The 23,969-nt window shown below is 46.2% G+C and carries 23 protein-coding genes and 1 tRNA gene; 15 read left to right on the top strand and 9 right to left on the bottom strand.

From position 1 onward, the window contains the following. Positions 1–64: 64 nt before the first annotated feature. From ACT6R0_RS09210 to htpG, 3 genes are all read right to left on the bottom strand, one after another. Positions 65–472: a DUF2721 domain-containing protein gene (locus ACT6R0_RS09210; protein WP_444652533.1), complete on the bottom strand. Its 408-nt coding sequence runs from the start codon at positions 470–472 to the stop codon at positions 65–67. A gap of 123 nt (positions 473–595) precedes the next feature. Beyond that, positions 596–1,096: a lipocalin family protein gene (locus ACT6R0_RS09205; RefSeq protein ID WP_444652534.1), complete on the bottom strand. Its 501-nt coding sequence runs from the start codon at positions 1,094–1,096 to the stop codon at positions 596–598. A gap of 380 nt (positions 1,097–1,476) precedes the next feature. Next, positions 1,477–3,363: a molecular chaperone HtpG gene (htpG, locus tag ACT6R0_RS09200; RefSeq protein WP_444652535.1), complete on the bottom strand. Its 1,887-nt coding sequence runs from the start codon at positions 3,361–3,363 to the stop codon at positions 1,477–1,479. 318 nt (positions 3,364–3,681) lie between these two features. On the opposite strand from htpG, the gene ACT6R0_RS09195 reads away from it, so the two are divergent. The 7 genes from ACT6R0_RS09195 (at position 3,682) to ACT6R0_RS09165 (ending at position 8,756) form a co-directional block, all read left to right on the top strand. Next, on the top strand, positions 3,682–4,131 hold the full coding sequence (locus ACT6R0_RS09195; RefSeq protein WP_444652536.1) for a lipocalin family protein: 450 nt from the start codon (positions 3,682–3,684) through the stop codon (positions 4,129–4,131). Between the two features lie 32 nt (positions 4,132–4,163). Continuing rightward, positions 4,164–4,862: an OmpA family protein gene (locus tag ACT6R0_RS09190; protein ID WP_444652537.1), complete on the top strand. Its 699-nt coding sequence runs from the start codon at positions 4,164–4,166 to the stop codon at positions 4,860–4,862. 116 nt (positions 4,863–4,978) lie between these two features. Next, positions 4,979–5,614 carry a carbonic anhydrase gene (locus tag ACT6R0_RS09185; protein WP_444652538.1) on the top strand — a complete coding sequence of 212 codons (636 nt, stop codon included), beginning with the start codon at positions 4,979–4,981 and terminating at the stop codon, positions 5,612–5,614. A gap of 61 nt (positions 5,615–5,675) precedes the next feature. Continuing rightward, a complete protein-coding gene (locus tag ACT6R0_RS09180) occupies positions 5,676–7,598 on the top strand; it encodes a choice-of-anchor tandem repeat GloVer-containing protein (protein ID WP_444652539.1) in 1,923 nt (640 codons plus the stop codon). A 66-nt stretch (positions 7,599–7,664) separates the two neighbouring features. Next, positions 7,665–7,738, top strand: a tRNA-Pro gene (locus tag ACT6R0_RS09175). Positions 7,739–7,791: 53 nt separating this feature from the next. After that, positions 7,792–8,121 (top strand): hypothetical protein, encoded by a 330-nt coding sequence (locus ACT6R0_RS09170; protein WP_444652540.1) that lies wholly within the window; start codon positions 7,792–7,794, stop codon positions 8,119–8,121. Between the two features lie 11 nt (positions 8,122–8,132). Beyond that, the gene (locus tag ACT6R0_RS09165; RefSeq protein WP_444652541.1) at positions 8,133–8,756 is read left to right on the top strand and encodes a hypothetical protein; all 624 of its coding nucleotides are present in this window, start codon (positions 8,133–8,135) and stop codon (positions 8,754–8,756) included. Between the two features lie 2 nt (positions 8,757–8,758). Here the strand turns inward: ACT6R0_RS09165 and ACT6R0_RS09160 are convergent, their stop codons facing one another. The 6 genes from ACT6R0_RS09160 to ACT6R0_RS09135 form a co-directional block, all read right to left on the bottom strand. Continuing rightward, positions 8,759–9,658: a DUF808 family protein gene (locus ACT6R0_RS09160; protein ID WP_444652542.1), complete on the bottom strand. Its 900-nt coding sequence runs from the start codon at positions 9,656–9,658 to the stop codon at positions 8,759–8,761. A gap of 100 nt (positions 9,659–9,758) precedes the next feature. Then, positions 9,759–11,303 carry a glycosyltransferase family 39 protein gene (locus ACT6R0_RS09155; RefSeq protein ID WP_444652543.1) on the bottom strand — a complete coding sequence of 515 codons (1,545 nt, stop codon included), beginning with the start codon at positions 11,301–11,303 and terminating at the stop codon, positions 9,759–9,761. Between the two features lie 94 nt (positions 11,304–11,397). Next, on the bottom strand, positions 11,398–13,713 hold the full coding sequence (locus tag ACT6R0_RS09150; protein ID WP_444652544.1) for a BspA family leucine-rich repeat surface protein: 2,316 nt from the start codon (positions 13,711–13,713) through the stop codon (positions 11,398–11,400). A gap of 9 nt (positions 13,714–13,722) precedes the next feature. Beyond that, complete coding sequence (locus ACT6R0_RS09145; protein WP_444652545.1) at positions 13,723–15,429, bottom strand: T9SS type A sorting domain-containing protein; 1,707 nt, start codon at positions 15,427–15,429, stop codon at positions 13,723–13,725. Positions 15,430–15,506: 77 nt separating this feature from the next. After that, a complete protein-coding gene (locus ACT6R0_RS09140; protein ID WP_444652546.1) occupies positions 15,507–16,082 on the bottom strand; it encodes a hypothetical protein in 576 nt (191 codons plus the stop codon). Positions 16,083–16,165: 83 nt separating this feature from the next. Next, positions 16,166–16,567, bottom strand: coding sequence for a 5-fold beta-flower protein (locus ACT6R0_RS09135; protein ID WP_444652547.1), 402 nt, complete (start codon positions 16,565–16,567; stop codon positions 16,166–16,168). 118 nt (positions 16,568–16,685) lie between these two features. Here ACT6R0_RS09135 and ACT6R0_RS09130 point away from each other — a divergent pair, with 118 nt between their 5' ends. From ACT6R0_RS09130 to ACT6R0_RS09095, 8 genes are all read left to right on the top strand, one after another. Then, the gene (locus tag ACT6R0_RS09130) at positions 16,686–17,417 is read left to right on the top strand and encodes a DNA-formamidopyrimidine glycosylase family protein (RefSeq protein WP_444652548.1); all 732 of its coding nucleotides are present in this window, start codon (positions 16,686–16,688) and stop codon (positions 17,415–17,417) included. Next, a complete protein-coding gene (locus ACT6R0_RS09125) occupies positions 17,414–18,142 on the top strand; it encodes a DUF72 domain-containing protein (protein ID WP_444652549.1) in 729 nt (242 codons plus the stop codon). The genes ACT6R0_RS09130 and ACT6R0_RS09125 overlap by 4 nt, the downstream gene beginning before the upstream one ends. A gap of 42 nt (positions 18,143–18,184) precedes the next feature. Then, the gene (locus ACT6R0_RS09120; protein WP_444652550.1) at positions 18,185–18,703 is read left to right on the top strand and encodes a hypothetical protein; all 519 of its coding nucleotides are present in this window, start codon (positions 18,185–18,187) and stop codon (positions 18,701–18,703) included. A 251-nt stretch (positions 18,704–18,954) separates the two neighbouring features. Beyond that, positions 18,955–19,488, top strand: coding sequence for a hypothetical protein (locus ACT6R0_RS09115; RefSeq protein WP_444652551.1), 534 nt, complete (start codon positions 18,955–18,957; stop codon positions 19,486–19,488). 111 nt (positions 19,489–19,599) lie between these two features. Further along, positions 19,600–20,487, top strand: a complete 888-nt coding sequence (locus tag ACT6R0_RS09110) for a tetratricopeptide repeat protein (RefSeq protein ID WP_444652552.1) — start codon at positions 19,600–19,602, stop codon at positions 20,485–20,487. Continuing rightward, the gene (locus ACT6R0_RS09105; protein ID WP_444652553.1) at positions 20,488–21,048 is read left to right on the top strand and encodes a hypothetical protein; all 561 of its coding nucleotides are present in this window, start codon (positions 20,488–20,490) and stop codon (positions 21,046–21,048) included. It begins immediately after the preceding gene. Positions 21,049–21,088: 40 nt separating this feature from the next. Then, positions 21,089–21,916 carry a hypothetical protein gene (locus ACT6R0_RS09100; protein WP_444652554.1) on the top strand — a complete coding sequence of 276 codons (828 nt, stop codon included), beginning with the start codon at positions 21,089–21,091 and terminating at the stop codon, positions 21,914–21,916. A gap of 75 nt (positions 21,917–21,991) precedes the next feature. Next, positions 21,992–23,863, top strand: a complete 1,872-nt coding sequence (locus tag ACT6R0_RS09095; RefSeq protein WP_444652555.1) for a mucoidy inhibitor MuiA family protein — start codon at positions 21,992–21,994, stop codon at positions 23,861–23,863. The last annotated feature ends 106 nt before the right edge of the window (positions 23,864–23,969 follow it).

The following is a 23,969-nucleotide window of genomic DNA, read 5'->3' as shown; positions in this document are numbered from 1 at the left end:
TGGCGGTATTAATTATTATGTTTTGGATTAGACTATTAAAATGGCAATAGGTTTAGGGACTGCATTATTTATTTATTCCTGCTTCGTCCTCCAGATCGCTCAGGTGTACCCGCAGTGCCTTTACCGAAATGCTTATTTCCCAAAATGAAACACCCAGTGAAGTGAGCAGCAACAGCAGGCTGAGGCCGAATACATAAGCACCCCAATCCTGTATGCCTGCAAAAAGCAGTGCCATGGCGAACACTGAAAAAAAAAGGCTGAGCACGCCATACATCTGCATATGCCTTATAAGGGTCAGCCTCAGGCTCAGGTTCTTTATCTCGACAAGAATGCTCTTGTTCTGGTTTTGCTGGTAGCTTGCCTTGAGCCCCCTTACAATGGTTGCTATGGTAAGGAAGCGGTTGGTATAGGCCAAAAGTATGAGCGATGTAGCCGAGAACAACAAAGCAGGGGTTTCTATAGGCAGGTCCATTTTATGTGTTTTTTCAGTAAATATAGACATAAACACGATCTCATGCTTTACCATTTTGACATCTAAAAAACACCTTTAATAAAAAAAGCCGGTTAAAACCGGCTCTTTCGATCGTTCAAATCATTACTGCTTTGTAAGCACCATGTTAACGCTTCCTACAGCATACACCTGATCATTACCGTCTATGCTTGGATAGTTCCAGTTAGAAACTGTCCTGGTAAGAGTGCGCTGGTTACCCGATGCGTAATTGAAATCTGCCGTTACGTTCTGGCCGCCGCTCAAATGCGTGGTCGTAACGGTATTGCCTGTACGCGTCCAAGTGCCTGTTGTGGTTTCCGACCCGCATGAGACCGTACCGTCAATGTTCACATAATTATAGGTCATGTCATACGTCCCGTCCCTGTGCAGGATAAGATCTGAATTGTTGTAGCACGACGTTTCATTCATCAGGTTCACATTGGCAGTTCCATCGTCATTAAAGTCTACAGCCACCGGTGCGTTCCAGGCCGTAAGCCTGTAAGTGCCGGCAATACCTGCATTTGCATTTTCAGAATCGTCGTCCGAGCACGACACCAGCGCACAGCATCCCGCGGCCGCCAGCATAAGCATTTTCAAGTTCCTCATAGCATTGTGTATTTAAGTTAGTCACCCAAAAGTAGCCTATGCCCAACCGAAAAAGGAAAATGCTTAACATCTCTTTAACCGTTAAAATACAATATCGTAAGGGATTTCGGAGCAATGAAACCTTAATTTTATAAAGTATGCCGGTCTGTTCTACAGAATGCCTTATCGACCGATGTCAGTCTTCAATTGCGGATACTTTTAGATCTTGTCACAGTAGGATCTGTCCCTATATTATCCAAATTAACTGATTATTTTTAGGCATGCGGATCACCGAAATTAATTCTATCTTTAAAGATAGCAATTAAAACAAAAAACCTGTAGCTCTCACTACAGGTCTTTCATCTATAATCTTTATAGTCTATTATCTTAAAGTCTACTATCTATTTTATCAGTTCAAAACTCCTTTTTACAAACGCAGTAAGTTCCTCCCCTTTCAGTAAATTCTGGCTCAGCCTGGCAAGGTCGAGCGCCTGCTTCACCAACGCCTCCTGGTGCGATTTATCATCGCTGTTCAGGATGGAAGATGACAGTTCGTGGTTGGTGTTCACCACAAGGTTATACATATCCGGGAAGTTGCCCATCCCGAACATACCGCCTCCACCGCTGGCGCTCATTTCCTTCATGCGGCGCATGAACTCCGGCTGTGTGATCATGAAAGGCGCGGCACTGCTGTCCATCGGTTCAAGCTGTACTGAGTATCCCGATTTTGGCACGAATTCTTCGATAGTCGTTTTCAGGGTTTCTTTCTCCTCATCGCTCAGTTTCGAGATCTGCTCTTCGTCCTTATTAATAAGCTTATCGATATGGTCGGCATCAACGCGGGCAAATGTCAGGTTCTCGTTGTCAGCCTCAAGCTTTTGGATAAGGTGCGATATGATCGGCGAGTCCAGTAGCATCACTTCATAGCCTTTGGCCTGTGCTGCTTCAATATAGCTGTGCTGCGCGTCTTTGTTGGATGCATACAGCACCACAAGCTTGCCATCTTTGTCAGTTTGCGTGGCCGCCAGTTTTTCCTTCAGTTCCTCAAGGGTATAGAACTTATTGTCAACAGTTGGGTAAAGTACGAACACGCCCGCCTTCTCATAGAATTTCGGTTCGCTCAGCATGCCGTATTCCAATACGATCTTTATGTCATTCCATTTCTGCTCAAAGTCCTCACGGTTCTCGGTAAACAGCGACTTCAGCTTATCGGCTACCTTTCGGGTAATGTAGTTGGATATTTTTTTGACCGCGCCGTCAGCCTGAAGGTAGGAACGGGATACGTTAAGCGGGATGTCCGGGCTGTCGATCACGCCGCGAAGCATGGTAAGGAATTCCGGAACGATGCCCTCTACGTTATCGGTAACGAATACCTGGTTTTGGTACAGCTGTATCTTGTCCTTTTGCACCTGTAGGTCAGATGACAGTTTAGGGAAGTAAAGGATACCTGTCAGGTTGAAAGGGTAATCCACGTTCAGGTGGATGTTGAACAGCGGCTCCTCGAACTGCATTGGGTACAGCTCATGGTAAAACGCTTTGTAATCCTCTTCATTCAGGTCGGCAGGCTGTTTGGTCCACGCCGGATTAGGATTGTTGATGATGTTGTCTATTTCGATCTCTTCCGGATGGAAATGCTCTGTAGCATCGTCAGGGGTTGGCAATGTTTCTTTGCGGGTACCAAATTTGATAGGCACCGGCATGAACTTGTTGTATTTTTTCAGCAATTCACGAATGCGGCCTTCTTCAAGGAACTCGGTCGAATCATCAGCAATGTTCAGGATGATCTCGGTACCGCGGTCGGTCTTATCGGATGGCTCAAGTGTGAATTCCGGACTACCGTCGCAGGTCCAGTGTACCGCAGGCTCGTCCTTATACGATTTGGTGATGATCTCCACTTTCTCCGCTACCATGAACGCCGAATAGAAACCAAGACCGAAATGGCCTATGATACCGGAATCCTTGGCAGAATCCTTATATTTTTCAAGGAATTCCTCGGCGCCCGAAAATGCCACCTGGTTAATGTATTTTTCAACTTCCTCCGCTGTCATGCCAAGGCCCTGATCGATGATGTGGATCTTTTTACCTTCTTTGTCAGCCTTAACCTCAATGATCGGGTTGCCATATTCTACAGTAGCTTCGCCAATGCCTGTCAGGTGCTTTAACTTAAGTGTGGCATCAGTAGCATTGGAAACGAGCTCACGAAGGAATATCTCGTGGTCGCTGTATAGGAATTTTTTGATCAGTGGAAATATGTTCTCTACCGAAACATTAATTTTTCCTGTTGTCATAAATTAATCGTTTTAAAGTTTGTCATCGATATTCTGTCAAATAAGATACCATTAACGCATTGGTGACAAATTGACATTCCAACCAACTGTTAAAGAAAATAATTTTAAGAAAACATTAATATGCCGCAATTTATGTCATTATGCCAACGCTAATTCCTTAAAAATTCAGACTTTCCTTTCACGCTAACTCGCTATTTACGATAAAAATAAAGCAATTCCTGTTAAAATATCGGTTCAATAGTTGTAAAGTATGCATCAAACATAGTAACTTTATTCACCGAAACATGAAAATCTGAACTTTAAACCTGATCATTGATTATGAAAAAATTCCTTTTCTTAAGCCTGTTCGTGATGGCATTGGCATCATGCGGCTCTTTAGACACAAAATCCCAAACCGGACTTAAAGGTAACTGGACCATTACAAGTGTGACTTATCCGGGATCGGAGTACATCAAAGTAACTTCCTTTGACATTGCCGACTCAAAATGCCTTGAAGGCAGTTCGTGGAATTTCGTTCCGAACAACAACAAGGGTTCTATGAGCATAAGCAAAGCCAACTGCCCTTCTTTCAGCAGCCCTATCGTATGGACGGTGACGAAGGAAGGTGCATTTACGCTTAAGATCACCAATGGCGAGAAAGCCAAACGCGTAAGTGAAGGCTACTTCCTGCAAATGAGGAACCAGACCGAGAGCTCATTCCAGCTTATCGACAACGTGGATGTTGGCGGCAAGAATGTAGAGGTGACCTACCAATTCTCTAAAATGTAAATAATTCAATAAAACAAAGTAAATAAACTATTATGAAAACAACTAAGATCTATGCCATTGCTGCGGCGTTTATGTTCAGCATCGGTTTTACCTCATGTGATGCGGTAAAAAACACAAACAATACACAGCGTGGCGTAGCCATAGGCGCGGCATCGGGTGCGGTTATCGGCGGTGTGCTTGGCAATAACGTAGGCAAAGGCGGTAACACGGCCCTGGGCGCCATCATTGGTGGTGTAGTAGGTGGTGCGGCCGGTGGGCTTATCGGGAACAGGATGGACAAGCAGGCCCAGAAAATAGACCAGGCGCTTCCGGGTGCTGAGGTTGAAAGGGTGGGCGAAGGCATCAAGATCACTTTGGGTGAGAACTCGGTGAACTTCGATCTCAATAAATCTACACTTACATCTACAGCTAAAGCTAACCTTGACAAGCTTGTACCGGTATTCAACGAATATCCTGATACGAACATCCAGATATTCGGATACACCGACAGCAGCGGCGCAGACGACTATAACCTAAAGCTGTCTGAGCAAAGGGCTGCATCGGTTAAGGCATATCTTGCCGGAAAAGGGATAAGCTCAGTCAGGATCGTTACATTAGGACGTGGAGAAGCCGACCCGATCGCAGATAACTCAACTGCCGAAGGTATGCGTCAGAACAGGCGCGTGGAGTTTGCCATTACCGCGAACGAGAAAATGATTGAGGATGCCCAAAAACAGGCAGAAAAAAAATAAGCATATCGCACAGCGATACCAAAGGGTTGCCGAAAGGCAGCCCTTTTTTTTGCTTATTACTATCACTAAGCAAGGTGTTGCACAAAAATCATTATTTTTGGGTAAACAACTAAAACATGGACATTAAAAAAGTTTTTGAGAACAATAAGGCATGGGTAGCGCAACAGCTTGACAGCAACACTAACTACTTTGAAAACCTGTCAAAAGGCCAGTCGCCCGCCCTATTGTACATAGGTTGCTCTGATAGCCGCGTGACCGCTGAAGAGCTTATGGGCCTGCAGCCCGGCGAGGCGTTCGTGCACCGCAACATTGCCAATCTTGTGCCTAATACCGACCTTAACGTGATGTCAGTGATTAACTATGCTGTCGGCGTTCTAAAAGTAGACCATGTGGTGGTTTGCGGCCACTACGGCTGCGGGGGCATACTCGCTGCTATGCAAAACCAGGACCTTGGCATACTCAACCCGTGGCTGCGCAACATCCGTGATGTATACCGCCTGCACCGCAAAGAGATAAACGCCATTGAGGACGAAAAACGCAAATACGAGCGCCTGGTAGAGCTCAATGTACAGGAGCAATGCATCAACGTGATCAAGACGGCCGAAGTTCAAAAAGCCATTTCTGAGAGGGGGCTTACCGTGCATGGGTGGATCTTCGACATACATAGCGGTTCACTTATCGACCTGTCTATCGATTTCAGGGAGATCATGAAGAACATTGCCGATATTTACAGGATCGGGGCGGAGGAATAATGTGCCTTAACCTTAGGGTAAGATCGCTTTCATCTGTTTAGTAAACTAAACAGGCTGACGAATGATAAAATACTACTTTTGGGCATTATTACTTTGCTTTGTTTCACTAAATGCCCAGGCCCAACAGGAAATATGGGGTACGGTGGCGAACGGCGGACAATATGGCTATGGCTACATTTTCCGTTCCGGTGCCGATGGCAGCGACCTTAGCATAATGCACCATTTTAACGGCCTTGACGGCTATAGCCCGGGGGCTCTTTTAGCTTTGTCTAATAATAAACTGTATGGTGTAACAACATCGGGCGGTACGATAGGCACATCGGTAGACTTCACCTATTCCAGCGGGGTCATGTATGAATATGACATGACTACCAATGAATTTACCATCTTGAGGGAATTCACCGCTACCAATACCGATCTGCAAGGTGTAATGCCGATGGGCGACGGACGAAGAGGACTTACAGAAGCTGCTCCGGGCATCATTTACAGCAACATCCGTATGGGAAACAGCGACCGCATTTTTTCGTACAACATACAAACAAATACATTTGCATCGGTAGGGGTACTACCCGAGTTCATAGGCGGTTCCGGAAGTAATACATGGGGCATGCGCCTTGCCGGATCGCTCTATAAAGCTGAAGACGGATCTTTATACGGATCCACCCACGAACGCTCGCAATGCCCTGTTGCCATACCCATGACAGGCAGTATTGTAAAAGTAAACCCTTTAACGGGTAGTATTACCACCCCGTATATAGCGCCCTGTGCTTCCCTCGGGCAAGGCGACCGTTACAACAGTGATTTTGTTGTACACGATAATGTGCTATACAGCACTACCCGACAGGGGGGTACATTCAATAACGGTGCCATATACAGCTATGACCCCGCTTCGAACACCTATACAAAAAAGCATGACTTCGAAGGCGGGCTTATGGGGAAACAGTCACCCTACATGGTAAAGGGTTCAAATGGCAAATTTTATGGCTATGCGGCCGGAGGACTTCCCCAGAACAACCTTTCCGGTGGCGGCGGGATACTTTATGAATTTGACCCTGCCACCAACATCTTCATAAAAAAATACGATTTCCTGATAGAAAGCAGTTGGTTCATGGAGGTTGGCATCTATCCGTCTTCACTGATTGCCGGAACTAACGGAAAGCTGTACGGCACAACCAGGAACGGTATTTTTGAATATGACATTGAGACCGGCATTATTCTCCCTAAAGGAAGGTTCTCTATCGAGTTCGGAGCGGCTAATGACTACCCGTCCCTTACTGCAGTATGCCGCAGGCCATCGTATGTAAATATCCCATTGTTGACAGTTCCTTTGTGCGAAGGCAGCTCCTTCAGCTACGACCTTCAAAGTAATAATGCAGGATCGGTCACCTGGTATCACGATGATGTTGCCGACCCCTCAAAAACAGGCACTGTACTTTTATTCGACGAGCTGTCCCAGGGCGATGCCGGCACATGGAGGGCTAAACTCACCAATGAATGCGGGAGTACTCAGACGCAGCCCATGACACTGATCATCATGGTACAGCCTGAAGTAGCTATTTTGGAAGGGACACTGGTAACTGCTGCCACAGGAGAGAGTTACCAATGGATAGACTGTGCTGACAACAGTGTGATACAAGGTGCGACAAATGCATCATTTATGCCACAGGCGAACGGGAATTTTGCCGTGCAAGTTACCAATGGCGAATGCACAGCCACATCGGAGTGTATCGCATTTAGCACGATGGATAACAATATCCCTGTAGGGAGCATCACCATTAGCCTGTACCCCAACCCTGTAGGTGATAAACTTTTAATCTACCCGGAATCCGGGATACTATCGGGGCAGGTCATTAACCTGCAAGGCCAAAAGGTCATTGAAATTACAACTGCCGATACTGATGTTTCAGGGCTCGCTGCCGGTATCTACATTGCATCCATTTCGACCGAAAAAGGTGTTTGGCGGATAAAATTCGTAAAGCGATAATTTGCCCGCAACGGCTTTATTTTTCGGGAAAACGAATATATTTGCGATCCTTACTTATAATAAGATCGGGATGTAGCGCAGCCTGGTAGCGTACTGGCATGGGGTGCCAGGGGTCGCTGGTTCGAATCCAGTCATCCCGACAACAGATCCTTCCTGTTATACGAGGGATCTGTTCTTTTAATCAAATTCTGGCATGGAAAAAATAACCCTTTACTACCAAAAGAGTCCCGGCTTAACGGTGTCCATTAAACTATATTTCACCGATGAAGACAAATTGATGCTGGACGGTTATGACTTCGGCTCCGTTGTAGAAGACCTGAAAGGAAAAGATGATTATGAATATTGTATTACTGTGGGACCGGACGAGATCAAAAAACTCTATGATGTTTTTGACTTACAGCATAATGACCGGCCGGGACTGTTGAAAGCCATAAGATCTGGATTTTCAACAAATGATGCCTTTTCGCGCTTCGCGACATTCATGGATTCAAAAAGCATTGAGCATTCCAAGTTTTTTTGGTAATAACATAGAAAATGAAAAATTTGCAATTCACACTTACCGGCAGCCTTCCCTTAAAAGGCTTGTTCTTTACACTGCTTTTATGTTGTTCAGGACTTCCATGCTTAGCCCAAAACTTCAATATCACGGTTTCCAAAGCTACAGGCGACCTCAACAAAGACGGCATTGAGGACCTGGTTACCGTAAGGCAGGATAGCGTTCACGACAAGGGGCCTTACAGGATACAAGTGCTTTTTGGCCTTGAAGGTGGTGGTTATAAGCCAGTGGTTTCGTCAGATCAGCTGATCGAGCCGCAATATCCTGACGGAAGGGATGGTTACAGGACCGGAAATGGCTTTGATGGCGTAGAAATTAAAAAAGGGATCCTTATTGTAAGTAATTCACTGCTTCGCGGCCACTATGAATACAAATTCCGCTACCAGAACGGCAACTTCGAGCTTATAGGCTATACCTATGCAAGCAGTGATGGCATCGGGAAAATATACAGCGAAGATTTTAACCTGTCAACGGGAGAACGTTTTTATAAGGAGGAATTATATGAGACCGGGGAAATATCCAGGAATGAAAAAACAAAAGACCTGATAAGGCCGTTGCCAAAGCTGCAGGACATCATCCCTTTCGAAAATGGATGGCAATAGACTTATTGCGCAGGCTTTCCTTTGAAAAGTCCTACGACCTTTTTAGCTGCCATCACCACTATAACTGCAACAATACCTGCCGCAAGGCCTATTACGAATTCCTTCAGCATTACAGGGATGTTCGGCAGCAGCTCGTGGAAGAAATAGATATTGTGAGCGAACAGTCCACCAGACACCAAAAGCAATGCGATAGTCCCTACAACAGCTAATATCTTGATCACTATAGGCAGCAGCTTTACCAACAGGTTGCCCAATCCGCCAAGGAAGCCTTTGTTATTGCTGCGCTTTATCAGGTTGAAACCTGCATCGTCCATGCGCACAATGAGCGCCACTAGCCCGTAAACGCCAACGGTTGCCAGCAATGCCACTATTGATACTGTAATGATCTGTGTTGTAAGGTCTTTTTCCAATACCGTTGACAGCGCGATGATCACGATCTCTACCGAAAGGATAAAATCGGTAATAACGGCCGAGCGTACTTTGGCTTTTTCCTCATCAGCCGATGCCTGCTGTACTTCCTGTGACTCAGCAACTACTTCGGCCACTTCACCTTCTTTATGGTGCTTTCGGTGAAAAAGGTATTCCACTATCTTCTCCACGCCTTCGTAGGCGAGGTAAAAACCACCGGCTATCAGGACATAAGTAATGGCGACCGGCAGGTAATAATTGAGCAGGAAAACCACCGGAAGGATCATGAGCTTGTTCAGGAACGAGCCTTTGGTTATTTTCCAAAGTACGGGAAGTTCCCTAGAGGCTAAAAAACCTGTTGCTTTTTCTGCATTCACCGCAAGGTCATCGCCAAGGATGCCCGCCGTTTTGCGTGTCGCTATCTTACTAGTTACAGCCACGTCGTCCATCAACGCGGCAATGTCGTCCAAGATCGCAAAAAAACCTGATGCCATAATTGTAAATTGAGGCGTAAAAATAGTGAGAAAGCCTGTAACCTGACAAGTTTTTCAGGCAGTTTAATACTATTTTATGTTACAGTGCGTATCCGCGTGCTTAGTCCCACTTTTCTTCAGCGATATCAGCCTTTAGACGTGCATTGATATCGAATTTTGGCCTGCTGAACACAAATATGGTGGTACGGTATTCTCTGGCAAGCGGATCGGCCACCGAATCAGACACGAACCCTTTTTCGAAAAACGGGGCGGTCTCCTCCAGTTCGCCTTTCTTGTTTTGCAGCTCTTTCACGCGGATCAGGTTATATACGGACTTATCCAGTTCAAACCAATTGATATAATCGGCATTGAATGATACCGCTCTTATGTCTTTATTCGCGCTGTAATAATTTATGGCTCCGGCCTGTCCGTAATTATCACACACCACCAGTGTATGCCCCTGAGGCAATTGGCTTATGGCAGCATCAACTTTTGCGGCAAGCTCTTTCCAGCCCAGCATATCGGCCATGTCCTGAGGGAGCTGGTGGTCTTTGCCATCTTCCCAGCGCAGCATGCCTATGTCGCGGTAAGCAGTATCGTTGTTCATTACCTGCTGCGGACTTTCTATCGAAAAGCCGATCTTAAACACCATTACACAAAATAGTACAGGGATAAGCACAAAAACCGGCTTCAGGGATCTTTTGAGACCTACATTAAGCACGTTACCCAAAAAAACCGAACCGAAAGCGATGTATACGGGATACAGCCCTATGGCATAATAACCTTTTGCCCTGAACAACATGAACATGCCCAATGTTGCTACGAATGACCAGAAGAACAGACTATATTGCGCGAATGGTTTGTAGAACAGCAACGCGTACAACGATGACATAATTACAGGAAGTGCACTGATAAAGAATATAACCTGTTCTTTGAGGAACAGCCAGCGGCTTACATGCACAAGTTGTGTATCGGCCAGTTCCTTCATGTGATGTATTACCGGGAAGTTGTTGGCATACTGCCAAATGAGGTTAGGCAAAATAAGGATAAAGACCAGTATGGCAGCTAAATATAATTCCTTTTTGGCCAGCATCTTACGCTGACCCGTAATGAGCAATGCCGGGAGCAGCCCCAATGCCAAAAAGGCGACGTTGTACTTGTTCAGGAAGCCCAATGCAAACACCACCCCACCCCAGAATAACCATTTTGGGCGTTGGCTATTGATATATTTGATAAGGAAATAATAGACGGCCGTCCAGCAGAGTATGTCGGCCGAATTGGGCTGGTACAGGAAATTGATGCGCACCAATACCGAAAGCAGCACACAGGCAGCACCAAGCACTAAAGCATAGAGACTACCCCTGAGCTCTTCGATAGTTCTCCAAACTACAAGCAAAGTGAGCGCCCCGAACAGTGCCGGAAAGAACTTTACAGCGATCACAGAACCGCCCATAAACTTTATTAGCCAGGATAGCCAGGAAGTGAACGGCGGTAACGAAAGGTAGCCCCACGCAAGGTGATCTCCCTGATCCAGGTGCAGGTATTCGTCGCGGTGCAGGTCGTAATCCGGGTTGATGAGGGTAAACTGCAATATGAACTTAGCGGCAATAAATGCCAGCAATATCCAGGTAGTCTTTTTGACCGTCCTATTTTGCAATGCTTCCATATAACTATATTAAGACGGGTAAGCCGTCCGGTTACATTGCAAATAAAAGAAAATACTTTCAATGTAATATGCTGCGAACCAAAGATCCGCACATTTATTCCTTTATGAACTTTGCCGTATAAACGCCCGTATCTGTAGCGATGTTGATATGATAGATACCGTTGGTCAATGCTGACACATCTATAGAAGAAGCCTTGCTGCCATAATATACCCCTTGTCCCAGCATATTGGTTATCCTTACACTTTGTACATCGGGAGCTCCTGCTTTCGAAAATGCTATATTGAGAATGCCTTTTACAGGGTTAGGATAGAGTATCATATTGGCCTTTTCAAAGCTTTCAATGTCAAGCACTTCAGACAATGCCCCCTCTGTGGTCTTTGCATACAGCCCGATGGTGCCTGGTTTTGCTATCTTGAACTCTACAAAAGCATAGCCGTTCTCTGTACCCGAATTTACAGGGATGATCTTCTCCGCACCGGGAAGCATATAAGCATTGGCAGACATTGTGCCCACCACTCCACCGGAGGTGTTATTCTGTGACAGGAACCAGCCTGCATCTACGATCTCGCCCGAAGGCGGTGGGGTAAGCAGTATATTGGTATACTCTGTTGCCGAGTAATATACCTTCACTGTCAGTCCATCATTCTCGGTATAGGCTGCCGTATCTGTTATCGATACCATGCGGTTGCCCACTCGTATAGTGTTGGGACCGCTGCTTTTTTGGTAGTAATTGTTGGCCGATGTTATCCCCGCGGGCAATGCGCCGACACTGTTATTATTGATAACCACCGATTGTGGCAGGAATGCATTGCCCTCTTCAATAACTGTCAGCATTTTGCGGGCACGGTTGGCAGGATCGGCCCAGTTATAGTTGCATTCGGTGGGTATAAGTATTCTATTGCTGTTCGACGGTGCGAGTATGGGGATTGATGCCGAGAGGTTGGTATCGCCCGTTATGGTCCAGCCTTTGCCGCCGCCGGCTATGGGAAGTACCAGATGGGCCCTTGCCGCCGCTCCCTCATTGCAGTAATACATACCCAATGCGCCCATCACGATCCCATTGGGGCCATTTTCGCTGAAGCCGGCCAATGTTGCGTCATAATTGGCCACGCTCATGCTGCAGTTGTCGAATATGCCGCCGAAAAAACTGTTCATCAATACATTGGGGTTTAGGTTGTCAGCCCAGCCACCCATGTTTTGATCAAAGGCTGTGGCGTCCTTGAACATAGCTTCCATATATAATGCCGCCGAAACATCCCAACCACTGATGTCCCTGTTAAAAGATGTTGCCCTTTGGAACATACCCATCATGTTCCATATCGATGATACGTCCCAATTACTTATATCCTGGTTGAACGCTGTGGCATCTTCGAACATTCCTCCCGCGGTCTCTGCATTGCTTACATCCCAATTACCGATCGGCTGGTTAAAGGCTTCGGCATTCATGAACATCCCGCCGAGATTTGTGACCGATGAAAGGTCCCAGTTGCCAATAGGCTGGTTGAACGCAACGGCATCACGGAATATAGCAGTCATAGAAGTAACAGCACCGGTATCCCAATTGCCTATGTTCTTATTGAAAGAAGAGGCTCCCTGGAACATGGATTGCATTTCGGTTACAGATGAAGTATTCCAGCCACTCAGGTCGCCATTGAACGCAGCAGCACCCTGGAACATACCGAACATATTGGTAACCGAAGCCGTATTCCAGTTCGTAAGGTCCCGGTTGAAGGATGTGGCCGTACCGAACATATAGTTCATATTCGTTACCGATGATACATCCCAGTTGCCAATGTGCTGGTTAAAGGCTGTTGCGCTGGCGAACATATTGGTCATATCGGTAACAGCCCCCGTATCCCACGCGCTGATATTTTGATTAAAAACCGTAGTGCCGTTAAAAAGGTTACTCATATCGGTAACGTTAGATACGTTCCAACTCCCGATGTTGGCCGGGCCGTTAAGCGCCTGACAGAACTGGAACATCTGTGCCATGTTCGTCACCCCCGAAAAGTTGGGGATGTCGGTAGCTGTTATGTTGAGGTACATGCAGCCGTAAAATGCCCGGTTCAAATTGTTCCAGGCCCCATTGCCCCATTGTGTTATTTTTCTCAGTTTAAAACGCTCACTGCCATTGTTAATGTAGACCCGCGGAAATGTACCTGTGATCTTCACCAGATAGTCCGTATTATATTCAAGATTATTGAAAACAGCATTACCCGTTACATTGTTCAGCGTTGTGATCACGGTGTTCGGGCTGCTGACCAATGCAATGGTAGCCGTATAGTTATAGCCGCTGCCCGTGGTGGGCACGGTAATGGTTGTTGAGGCTGTAGTGTTCCATTCGGTGATGAATTGCCCGAATACCGAACAGGATACTATGAGGCAGGCGATAAGTAATTTTATTTTCATAAGGATGGATCATTGTTTGATGAACTTGCCGTTCCAGCTGCCTTTATCGGTAGCCACCACAAGTTGATATATTCCGGTCATAAAAGTGTTTACATCAATAGTTGTACTGTTGCCCGCGTAAACCGTTTGCCCCAGCATGTTCACTACAGATATTTTTTGCACGTCGAAAGAAGCATTTTCGGGCAATTGGATGTTCAAAACAGTAGTTGCCGGGTTGGGATAGAGTTTTATCCCCATCAGGCCTGCAATGTCATTCACGCCCATACAGGCCTCAACAGTAAGCTGTACAGGCATGGTTATGGTTGTACCGCATTCGTTGGTCATGGTACAGGTATAAATGCCGGAATTGGCCATCGAAGTACTTGCAATGTTCAATGCCGCCGCAGTCTGAGAAGCCTGCACTGTCGAGCCTTTGCGCCACACATAGGTTGCTGCGTTGCTGTTTTGGGTATCGAAGATGAATGGCTCGCCCTCGCAAACGGTAAATGCCATAGTTTCGGGAAGCTGGTATGATGGCTTGCGGCATACCTCAATGAGGGGCTGATAGTTGTTTTGTGTGCCGCCCATTGTCTTCAATGCCACTTCGCTTGTGGCTGGATCGTACTCAAAATGCCCGTTTTGGCAGGGACCGTAAATTTTCCCATTCGTAGCCTTCAGCAACATGTGCTGGGGAAGCCTCACAACACCGCCTTCGGCAAAATTATGCAGGAGCGCGAAAGACCCTGTGGCTACATCATAAGTAAATATCGACCCGCGGCGGTTGGGGTAGTTGGTACTGTCATCGTGAAAACCTGCCAGTGTGCCATAGAGCTTACCATCATCCAGAATTAGCGGGCTTGGCCCACGGCCAATGGTAGCATAATCAAAGTCGAACTTCTTTACCATTGTGGCGGTGGCTATCGTGTACTCGAAAATAGTACCGCTGCCACCGGGGGCTACACCCTGAGGCCCAACGTGCGACCCGCCCCACGAAGTGCCATACAGCTTTCCGGGAAAAGCTTCAACGAGCCTCGTGCCGCTTATAGGGCCTTGTACATCGGATCCATCCCACCCGAAAACGAATACTTTGGTAAGCTGCTGCGTGTTAAGGTTAAGACGATAGATACCGCCGGGATAAGGCACATTTTGCACAGATGGCGCCATGGAGGTCGTGATGTAAAGTTGCCCGTCCGAGGCTTTCATCAGCTCGCCGTCAAATTGGGGCTGGAGTGTGCTTAACTGATAGGGAAATTCCGGTATCGTTGCCACAATGCCGGCTTCCTCGGTCTCTATGTTGTATTTGAATATCGACCTTGCGCCGTTGGTAATACCGTAAAGCATCCCGGGAACGGGTTCGATGACACTGTACAGGTTTCCATTGTTGCCATTAACTATAGTAATATTCAGTACGCGATAAACTTCGGTAACAGGGTCGTATTCGAACAGTACGCCCCAGGGAATATCCTGCCCTCCCTGTGATACGGCAATGCCATACAGTTTCCCGTTGGAGGCCTGCAGCATCATGCTTCGCGGGTACCTGCCCAATATGCCGGAAGGGTCAAAGGTATGAATCACTTCCACATCGGCATTCGTACCATTAAGCGGGACTTTTATTATTTCAGAATTATCGGGAATGCCCCTATAGCCCCAAAGTTCTTTTTGACCATAGGAAGCGGTAAAGGCAAATAGCGACACAAACAGCATTGCCGCCTGTAGTGGTTTGGAAAAATTCAGCATCGGTTGGTTTTAATGGTCGTAACCTAATAACCGCCAAACCAATGAATACCCTACCGTTGCAATGTTATGTTTTAAAACTATTTCCTTCGCTCCTCCAGCATTGGCATAAGTCGGTCAATTACCTTTACCTCGCCGCCGTCGATAAGGTCGAATATAGTTTTACCATCTCTGTTCGGGAAATTCGGGTCGCCGCCTCCTTCCACTATCGTTCTTATGGCATCGGTGGCAATGGGATAATACCTCAGCATGAATTCCAGCACCGTTCCACCCGAATGGGGATCGATCACATTAAAGTTAATGCCGTTCTTCGCAAGGGCATCCACATACTTCTTATTACGTACGTACGAAAAGAAGAGGTCGAACAGCAGGTCGGTCTTTTCAGCACGCAGCATTGAGGGCACATTTGGATGCGCGCCATATTCCAGCATCAGCTTAAAAGCCTGGAAATAATTAGAATTGTAGGCTACCGACAGCATGGGATATTTAAAATACGAGTCATAATAGTCCGGGTCGGCACCGTGTATCAGGAGTGCTTCAAACACTTCCTTTTCCTTCATGTATTGGAACAGGACATTGTTATTTACAGGAAGCAGGTTACGGCTTTGGAGCAGTTCGAGTGCCTGCAGTTTTTTCTTTTCGCTTACTTTTTTCATGTGTGGTTTTATTTCACGCAAAGGCGCCAGATCGCAAAGGCGTCAGCCGGAAGGTATTCGTATCTGACGCTAATCTATTGTTATTACAGATCAAAAAAGAAGACCCTGGCCGCAGCCCATTCTTTTGATACACCTTCGGCAGAGCCTATCTTAATGCCGCTCCTGTCACGAACCGTTCCATCCTTCTCGATAGTACCTATCTTAGTGCCGCTTTTGTCACGCACGGTGCCGTCGGTTTCCAGTGACCCGATCTTTATACCGCTCTTATCCCGAAAAGTGCCGCTTTCGTAAGATCCGATCTTTATGCCGCTCTTATCACGAAAGGTACCGTCACTATCTGCCGAGCCCGACCTGATGCCGCTCCTGTCGCGAAACGTACCGTTCTTTTCGGCCTCGCCGGTCTTGATGCCACTTTTGTCGCGCATGGTTTGGGCACCTGCCGAAAATGTAAGTACAAGCATTATCATTAAAAAAAGATCTCTCATGGCTTTTAGTTTTAAACAAAGGTAGGATTTTGGGAGGACGGACAAGCATGCTGTTAAAACTTCTGTAAACGGATCTATTAACAAAATAATCCTCCGTAAATTTAAATAAACTAAAGCTATGCCTGAAGGACCAAGCATTATCATTGCCAAAGAAGCAATAGACCGGTTTGAGAACCACGTAGTACTTTCCGCATCGGGAAATGCAGCGATCGACATGGAGCGCCTTGAGCATAAAAAGCTGATGGAGATCCGGACGTGGGGCAAGCATCTGTTATTGTGCTTTAGCGGGTTTACCGTCCGTATCCACTTCCTGATGTTTGGGACCTACCTCATCGACGAACACAAGACGACACCCCTGAAGTTGCGACTTACCTTTAAAAGTGGGGAGCTTAATTTTTACACATCCAACATTAAAGTGCTTGAAGGCGATGTGAACGATCATTATGACTGGAGCGCCGACGTGATGAACGAAAGCTGGAATGCTAAAAAAGCGAAAACCAAGCTAAAGGAAATGCCGAACACCATGATCTGCGACGCGCTGCTCGACCAGGATGTGTTTGCCGGGGTAGGCAACATCATAAAGAATGAAGCGCTGTTCCGTGCGCGGGTACACCCAAGATCGGAGGTGGGGAAAATACCCGCAAAAAAGTTGGCCGAACTGATCGACGAAGCGAGCGCCTACACTTTCGATTTCCTGAAATGGAAGAAAAAAGGCGAGCTGAAAAAGCATTGGGAAGCCTATACCAAAAAGAAGTGCCCGCGGTGCGACCTGCCCATCAAAAAGGAATATACCGGTACTAATAAGCGGCGGAGCTTTTTTTGTGACAATTGCCAAAAATCGTACTCATGAAAAAAGAAGATATCATTATTGGCTGCTCCAGTTATAACACAGCTTCGTGGAAAGGGCTTTTTTATCCTGAGGACATCCCGAAGAGCAGGTGGTTCCAGCATTACTGCAAATACTTTAACACCTATGAGCTTAATAGTACCTTTTACAAGTTCCCGACCGTAAAAACCCTGAAGAACTGGTACAATAAAACCCCGGAAAGCTTCCTCTTTTCGGCGAAAGCCTTTAAGGGTATCACACATTACAGAAGGTTCAATAACTGCGAACAGGAGATCGCCGACCTGTATGCCACGCTAAAGGAAGGCCTGGCCAAAAAGCTTGCCTGTGTACTGTTCCAGTTGCCGCCCTCCTTTAGTTATACAGAAGAACGACTTGCCTTGATCATTGGTTCTTTGGATGTGTCATTCAAAAATGTGGTGGAATTCAGGAATGAAAGCTGGTGGCGACAGGATGTCATTGAAGCGTTCGCCCAGGCAGGAATAACTTTTTGCAGCGTTAACTACCCGAGGCTCCCCACCGGGATCGTAGCAACAACAGCGACCGGTTATGTACGCCTGCACGGCAACCCGACACTTTTTTATTCGGAATATAGCAAAGAAGACCTTGACGAGCTGCACAGAGAGCTATTGGCACAAAATTTCGATGAGGCTTTCGTTTATTTTAATAATACAGCGAGTGAGGCGGCTATTGAGAACGCATTGTATTACAAAAGATCGCATTTGCCATAGCATATTGATGCAATTGCTATATTTGTAAAAAAAACAAACGCTATGAAAAGATTATTTTTATTCGTATCGGCACTTGCCCTTACGCTGACGGGTTGCGAGGACAATGAATCTGCCTCGACCATTATGACCTCTGAGATCACTGTAGACGATGTTAGCTTTAAGCCATCAGCCAACGGCCTTTTCACCTACTACATGGAGGGCACTGACGAAACACAGGACATGAGGCACCTTAACCTTTTAAAGACCAATGGCACTACCATAACCCAGGGTATTTATATCAATCTTGACCTTAAAGAAGGCCGCACTAATGAAGGTGGCTCGTACATTTTCCATATTGGTGAAACAGCGAACAACCTATTTGCCAACGGGATTTATGTTGAAGGCGAAATGTCCTATGGGATCGCAGGCGGAACGGTACACGTGACCGAAATGACCGATGGCTATTACAAGTTGGTATTTGAAGATGTTGAGGCCCGCGATGTGTTCAATATGGCCAATAACCGTATGATAAACGGCGAGTTTAAAGGTAAATTCAAGGTAGTAGACCCTATGGAAGAATAATCTTACCAATGTTATACTGAAGCCTCTGCTAATGCAGGGGCTTTACTATTTTAAAACATTACGTCAGGTGTATGCGGATGTTAGAAAGAGCCGGGAAGCATATAATACACAACAAATTCATTGTGTATCTTACTCATATAAAACCACATACCGATCACATTTTTGACATGAATGATAAGATAGTATTGCAAAAAGCTATTAATCGATCATCTTTGTTTGCTACATTTGTGTAAATGCAAAAATTGAAAGCTATGAAAAAAATATTTTTATTATTGTCGGTACTTAGCCTGGGACTTGCAAGCTGTGATAGTAACGATGACAGCACCGGTTTTGATTCGAATATTACCGTGGACGGCATTATATTTACGCCTGCTGCCAATGGCGGGACAGCACCTGTTGTGAGCACTGCCTTTGCACAAGGGAGTGGTGAAAATGATGACACCCGTTTTTTTAAACTTACGAGAAACGGCACCAATGATAGTGGCTTCCAGCAAATACAAATATATATCAATCTGCCGCAAGGGCAAAGCAACTCAAGCGGCTCGTACACTTTTGACCAGACGGATACCGCAAGCGGGCTAACCAGAGGCGGTGCATATGCCGAAGGCAATGTAGGGTTTGACTTTACATCGGGTAAGATCATTGTGACCCAAATGACTGCTAATAATTATATGCTTCAATTTGTAGATGTTAAAGCCAAAAATGCGGTTTCCGGACAAGAGAAGATCATTAGCGGCCAAATTAAAGGTAAATTTGATATTGAGCAAGTATACATATTAGACTGATACCTGGATCATGATATGAAGGCCTCTGTTCACTACAGGGGCTTTTCCTTTTGCAATAATATCAGTACACCTAAAGTTTACTATATTTGGTACAACCTAATGACCGATCGTATGAAACGCTTATGCCTACTGCTCACGCTATTGCCGCTTTTGGCATCTGCTCAAACCCTTGAAGAATTTAATGCCCTGGCCAAAAAAAAAGATACCCTTGCCCAACAGGTACTGCTTGCTAAATGGGAAAAGAAGGGAGCCAATGACCCCGATTATTATATCGCTGCATTCAACTACCACATTAGCCATGGGCGTAAGGAGATCATCGCCATGAAAACAGGAACACCCGAAGGCGACGCGCTGGTGCTCAAGGATTCGTTAGGGAATATTGCCGGCTACATGGACAGTAGCATAGGTTACGACCAACGCGATGTTGAAAAAGCCGTTGCATATATTGATAAAGGGATCGCAAAATTCCCGGACAGGCTGGACCTGAGGTTTGGAAAAACACACCTGCTTGGCGAATACAAAGACTGGGACAGCTTTACCAATACCATTCTCGCAACCATAGACCGATCAGATAAAAACAAGAACAAATGGCTGTGGGCCGGCGGCAAACCACTTGATGATCCTAAAGAATATATGTTAGCAGCTATGCAATCGTATGTCCTTCAATTGTACAACACGAACGATGACAGCCTTCTGCCGAATATGGCGCAGATAGCCGCGCGGATACTTACCTATTATCCCGATCATATTGAAAGCCTCTCTAACCTTTCCATCGTATACATGCTGCAAAACCAGCCCGACAAAGCTTTGGTACCGCTGCTGAAAGCAGAGAAGATAGACCCTTCGGACATGATCGTGCAGGGCAACATAGCGCATTGCTACAAAATGAAGGGCGATACGGCCAATGCGCTGAAATATTACGAAAATATAGTGAAGAACGGCGACAGCGACTCGAAAGCCTTTGCTGCAGAGCAGATAAGCAAGCTAAAGGAAAAATAGATGCCAAGGATCTTTTTATATAGCCTGATGTTGCTTTTTGCCGGTACATTATCGGCCCAAAACCTTGTGAAATGCACCGACGGGTCTTCTTTTTGGATCATGAAGGGAAAGGGCAAAAAATTTGCGGTGCAGCTGCGCGGCGATCTTGCCGAAAGCGACGTACCGGAACTGTTGAATGTGGAAGAAACAGCACTGCACTACAATATCCTCAATAAGTCCGAATATGTAAAGACCGGCGGTAAAAGCGATGCGGCCGTGCTGACGAAGTTCATAAAAAAAGAAGGGAAATTCCTGGGTGATGCCATGAAGCCCGAATACCAGCTTAAAAAGCTTCCGTCGGGAAAAACATTCCTGCTGTGGCACCACGACTGGAAGGGCACTGACGAATATGTAGAGCAGCAGGTACACGCGACCATCATTCTTGACGGGATGATCATATGGCTTTCCTCCCCTAAGTTCACCGGTCAGGAAATTTCAAAGGTCGAAGTGTTCCTGACCGAAACCATTGCCAATGTGAAAAGCGTGAAAAGTACCAATGCCAAAGAACTGTGTGAAAAGTAAAGTCATAACTCCAACCAAAAAATATAATTGCCCCAACCCCATGATAAAAAAACTGTTCTTTTTAGCCCTGTTACTGAATGCACTGAATACCACTGCCCAAATAACTGCCGACCTTAACTCCATCCCTGCCGACTGGACAAAGCTTACCGAAATGGAGGACGGCCTGGTGGTTTACAACACCTGCGACGGTGGGAACCTCAGGCTGAAGCTTTACAAAGAAAAGAACAAATGGTATCTGCTATCCTACGGCCAGCAGGAAGACTACCTGTTTGAAGTAAAAAAGGCATCGGGAACAAAAACGATAGTTTTGGATGGTGTTTGGGACGGCTCAGATGAAAAGCAGCAATTCAGCTTCTCGTGGACTGACAGATCTAAAGGCCTTGGCAGATGGGAAGCTAAAGGCTGGGACTGGGATCATACATTTGTCAGCTTATGGGATGAAGTGAACCATTTACACATTGTTCAGCCGTGTAAAGAATGTTGGGAGGAAGAAGAATGTGGAGGGCTGGACGACTATTACGAACCCATCGATGGCATAAGGGCCATCTTTGCTAATTATGTTCATTATGGTGAGTCTACCGACTCGGATGAAAATAAGGCAATAATGACAAAAGCCTTGGATAAGCTAAAAGGCAAGAAGCTTTTGCAAACGGACCTGCAATTGCTCGCAGGCGTATGGATGTACTATGACCCGACCGACTTTGATGCCGCCAATAAAAAAGCGAAGGCATTGCTCATAGCCAACAAAAGCGAAAGTATCAGGGCAATAAAATACATGATCGGGCATAAGCGCGACTGGGAAAGCGTGGATACTGCCCCTTACTCTGAACTTCCATTGCTGCTGCAGGAGCTGGAAGGCAAAAAATAGATCCCACCGTTCCAACCTTTCGGTAAAAAAAGTGCTCTGTAGTTATAAGGCCAATATAATACGGCCGTCAAAACTATGAGACAGCTATTTTTATTCTTACTGCTCCCGTCCCTGTTACTTGCGGGCGAGATAAAGCCAAGATCAACAATTAAAGAAGTAACAGTGTACCGAAACGGTGCACAGGTAACATCGGAAGCGGCGGTCAATTTGCCGAAAGGCGTATCCGAGGTCTACCTCACAGGCCTCTCCCCGCTCATCGACCAGAACAGCATTCAGGTTAGCGGGCTGAAGGATGCCTCTGTCCTGAGTATAAGCTATGCTGTAAATTATGTGGACAAAAAAGCCGACACCGGAAAGATAAAACAGCTTGAGGCGCTGCTGGCCGAAAAGCGCAAGGAGAACTCGGTGGTGCAAAACCTCATCAACGGACTTAGGGAAGAGCAGACACTGCTTACATCCAACCGTGCACTGAAAGGCGAACAGCAAGGCCTCACTGTAGCACAGGTCACGGCTTTCGCCAAATACTACCGTGAAAGGCACGCTGCCATACAGAACGAAATGTATGATGCCTCATTAAAGAACGCGCAGCTTAACCGTGAGATAAATGACCTCTCGCAGGAGCTGGGCAAACTGCAGACAGAGAGCCGCGAACAGCGCGGCGAGATACTGGTTAAGATCGATGCGCAAACACCGGTAGTGTTAAACCTTATTACTAAATACAATGTATCGCAGGCCGGCTGGTTCCCCATTTACGACATCAAGACCGCAGGCATCAGGCAGCCGCTGAGCATTTTTTACAAAGCGCACGTATTCCAGCAGACAGGCGAGGAATGGACGGATGTAAAAGTGACGCTCTCTACCGGCGATCCCAACGGGAACAATATAAAGCCGACAGTTGAGCCGCAATACCTCAATTTTATTCAGGAATACAGAAGATCTGCGGTAAGCGACAAAAACTATGGCTACAAATACAACCCTACTGTGAAGAGGGTAAGCGGCGTGGTATATGACCAAACCGGGATGCCGGTACCTGGAGTAAATGTAATAGAGCAGGGTACGAATAATGGCGTACAAACCGACTTTGACGGCCGTTACACTTTAAATATCAGCTCGGGGCAAAGCATAGCTTATACTTATATCGGGATGATAACCCAGGTACTGCCCATTTATGCCCAGCAGATGAATGTGACCATGCAGGACGACGTTCAACTTTTAGAATCTGTTGTTGTGGAAGGGTATCGTACAACAGCACGTGAAAAATCTAATGTTGCTTCCTTGACTACGTTAAGCCGTGACGACCTTGAGCAGCAAACCGCTACCGGTGATGTAAAAGAAATGGGAGTGACCAATGCCGTATTTAAGATCACCAAGCCTTACAGCATTGCCTCCACACAGGAAGTGACCGTGATAACCATTGATCAGTTTGACATGCCTGCCGCTTACGAATACTTTAGCGCTCCGCTGCTCAATGAAAACGTGTTCCTTACCGCGAAGGTAAAGGACTGGGAGAAATTCGACCTGATGCCGGGTGAGGCCAACATATACTTTGAGGGCAGCTTTGCAGGCAAGACCTTCCTTGACCCGCTTCAAACCACCGAAGAGTTGGTAATATCGCTTGGTGTTGACCCTAACGTAATCGTAGAACGCAAGCAGGTGGACAACCTAAAGGCAAAATCGTTCTTGGGAGGCACCCGCATAATTACCAAAAACTATGAGATCACGGTGCGTAACAATAAGGCTACCGACATCGACCTTGTGCTGATGGACCGCATACCGGTATCGCAGAACAAGGAAATAAAAGTGGAAGAGGTAAAAACAGGTGGCGCGGAGTATGATGAAAAGAAAGGCCTGCTTACCTGGAAGATGAACATGAGGCCGAAAGATTCGGTAAAAAGGTCGTTATCCTACGAAGTGCGCTATCCTAAAGAAAAGAGGGTGAATATGTAACAAGGGTTGAGGGCTAGGCTTGTGCAACTCATTGAAAAGTGTTTTTCATAGTTTTGTTTTGGCTGCTTCTGTCTTCAGGAGCAGCTTTTTTGCAACAAGCCATAGA

The sequence above is a fragment of the Flavobacterium sp. genome (assembly GCF_052437795.1).
Classification (GTDB): domain Bacteria; phylum Bacteroidota; class Bacteroidia; order Flavobacteriales; family Flavobacteriaceae; genus Flavobacterium.
Note: the sequence above shows the minus strand (reverse complement) of the source record. Positions and strands in the feature narration are given on the sequence as shown.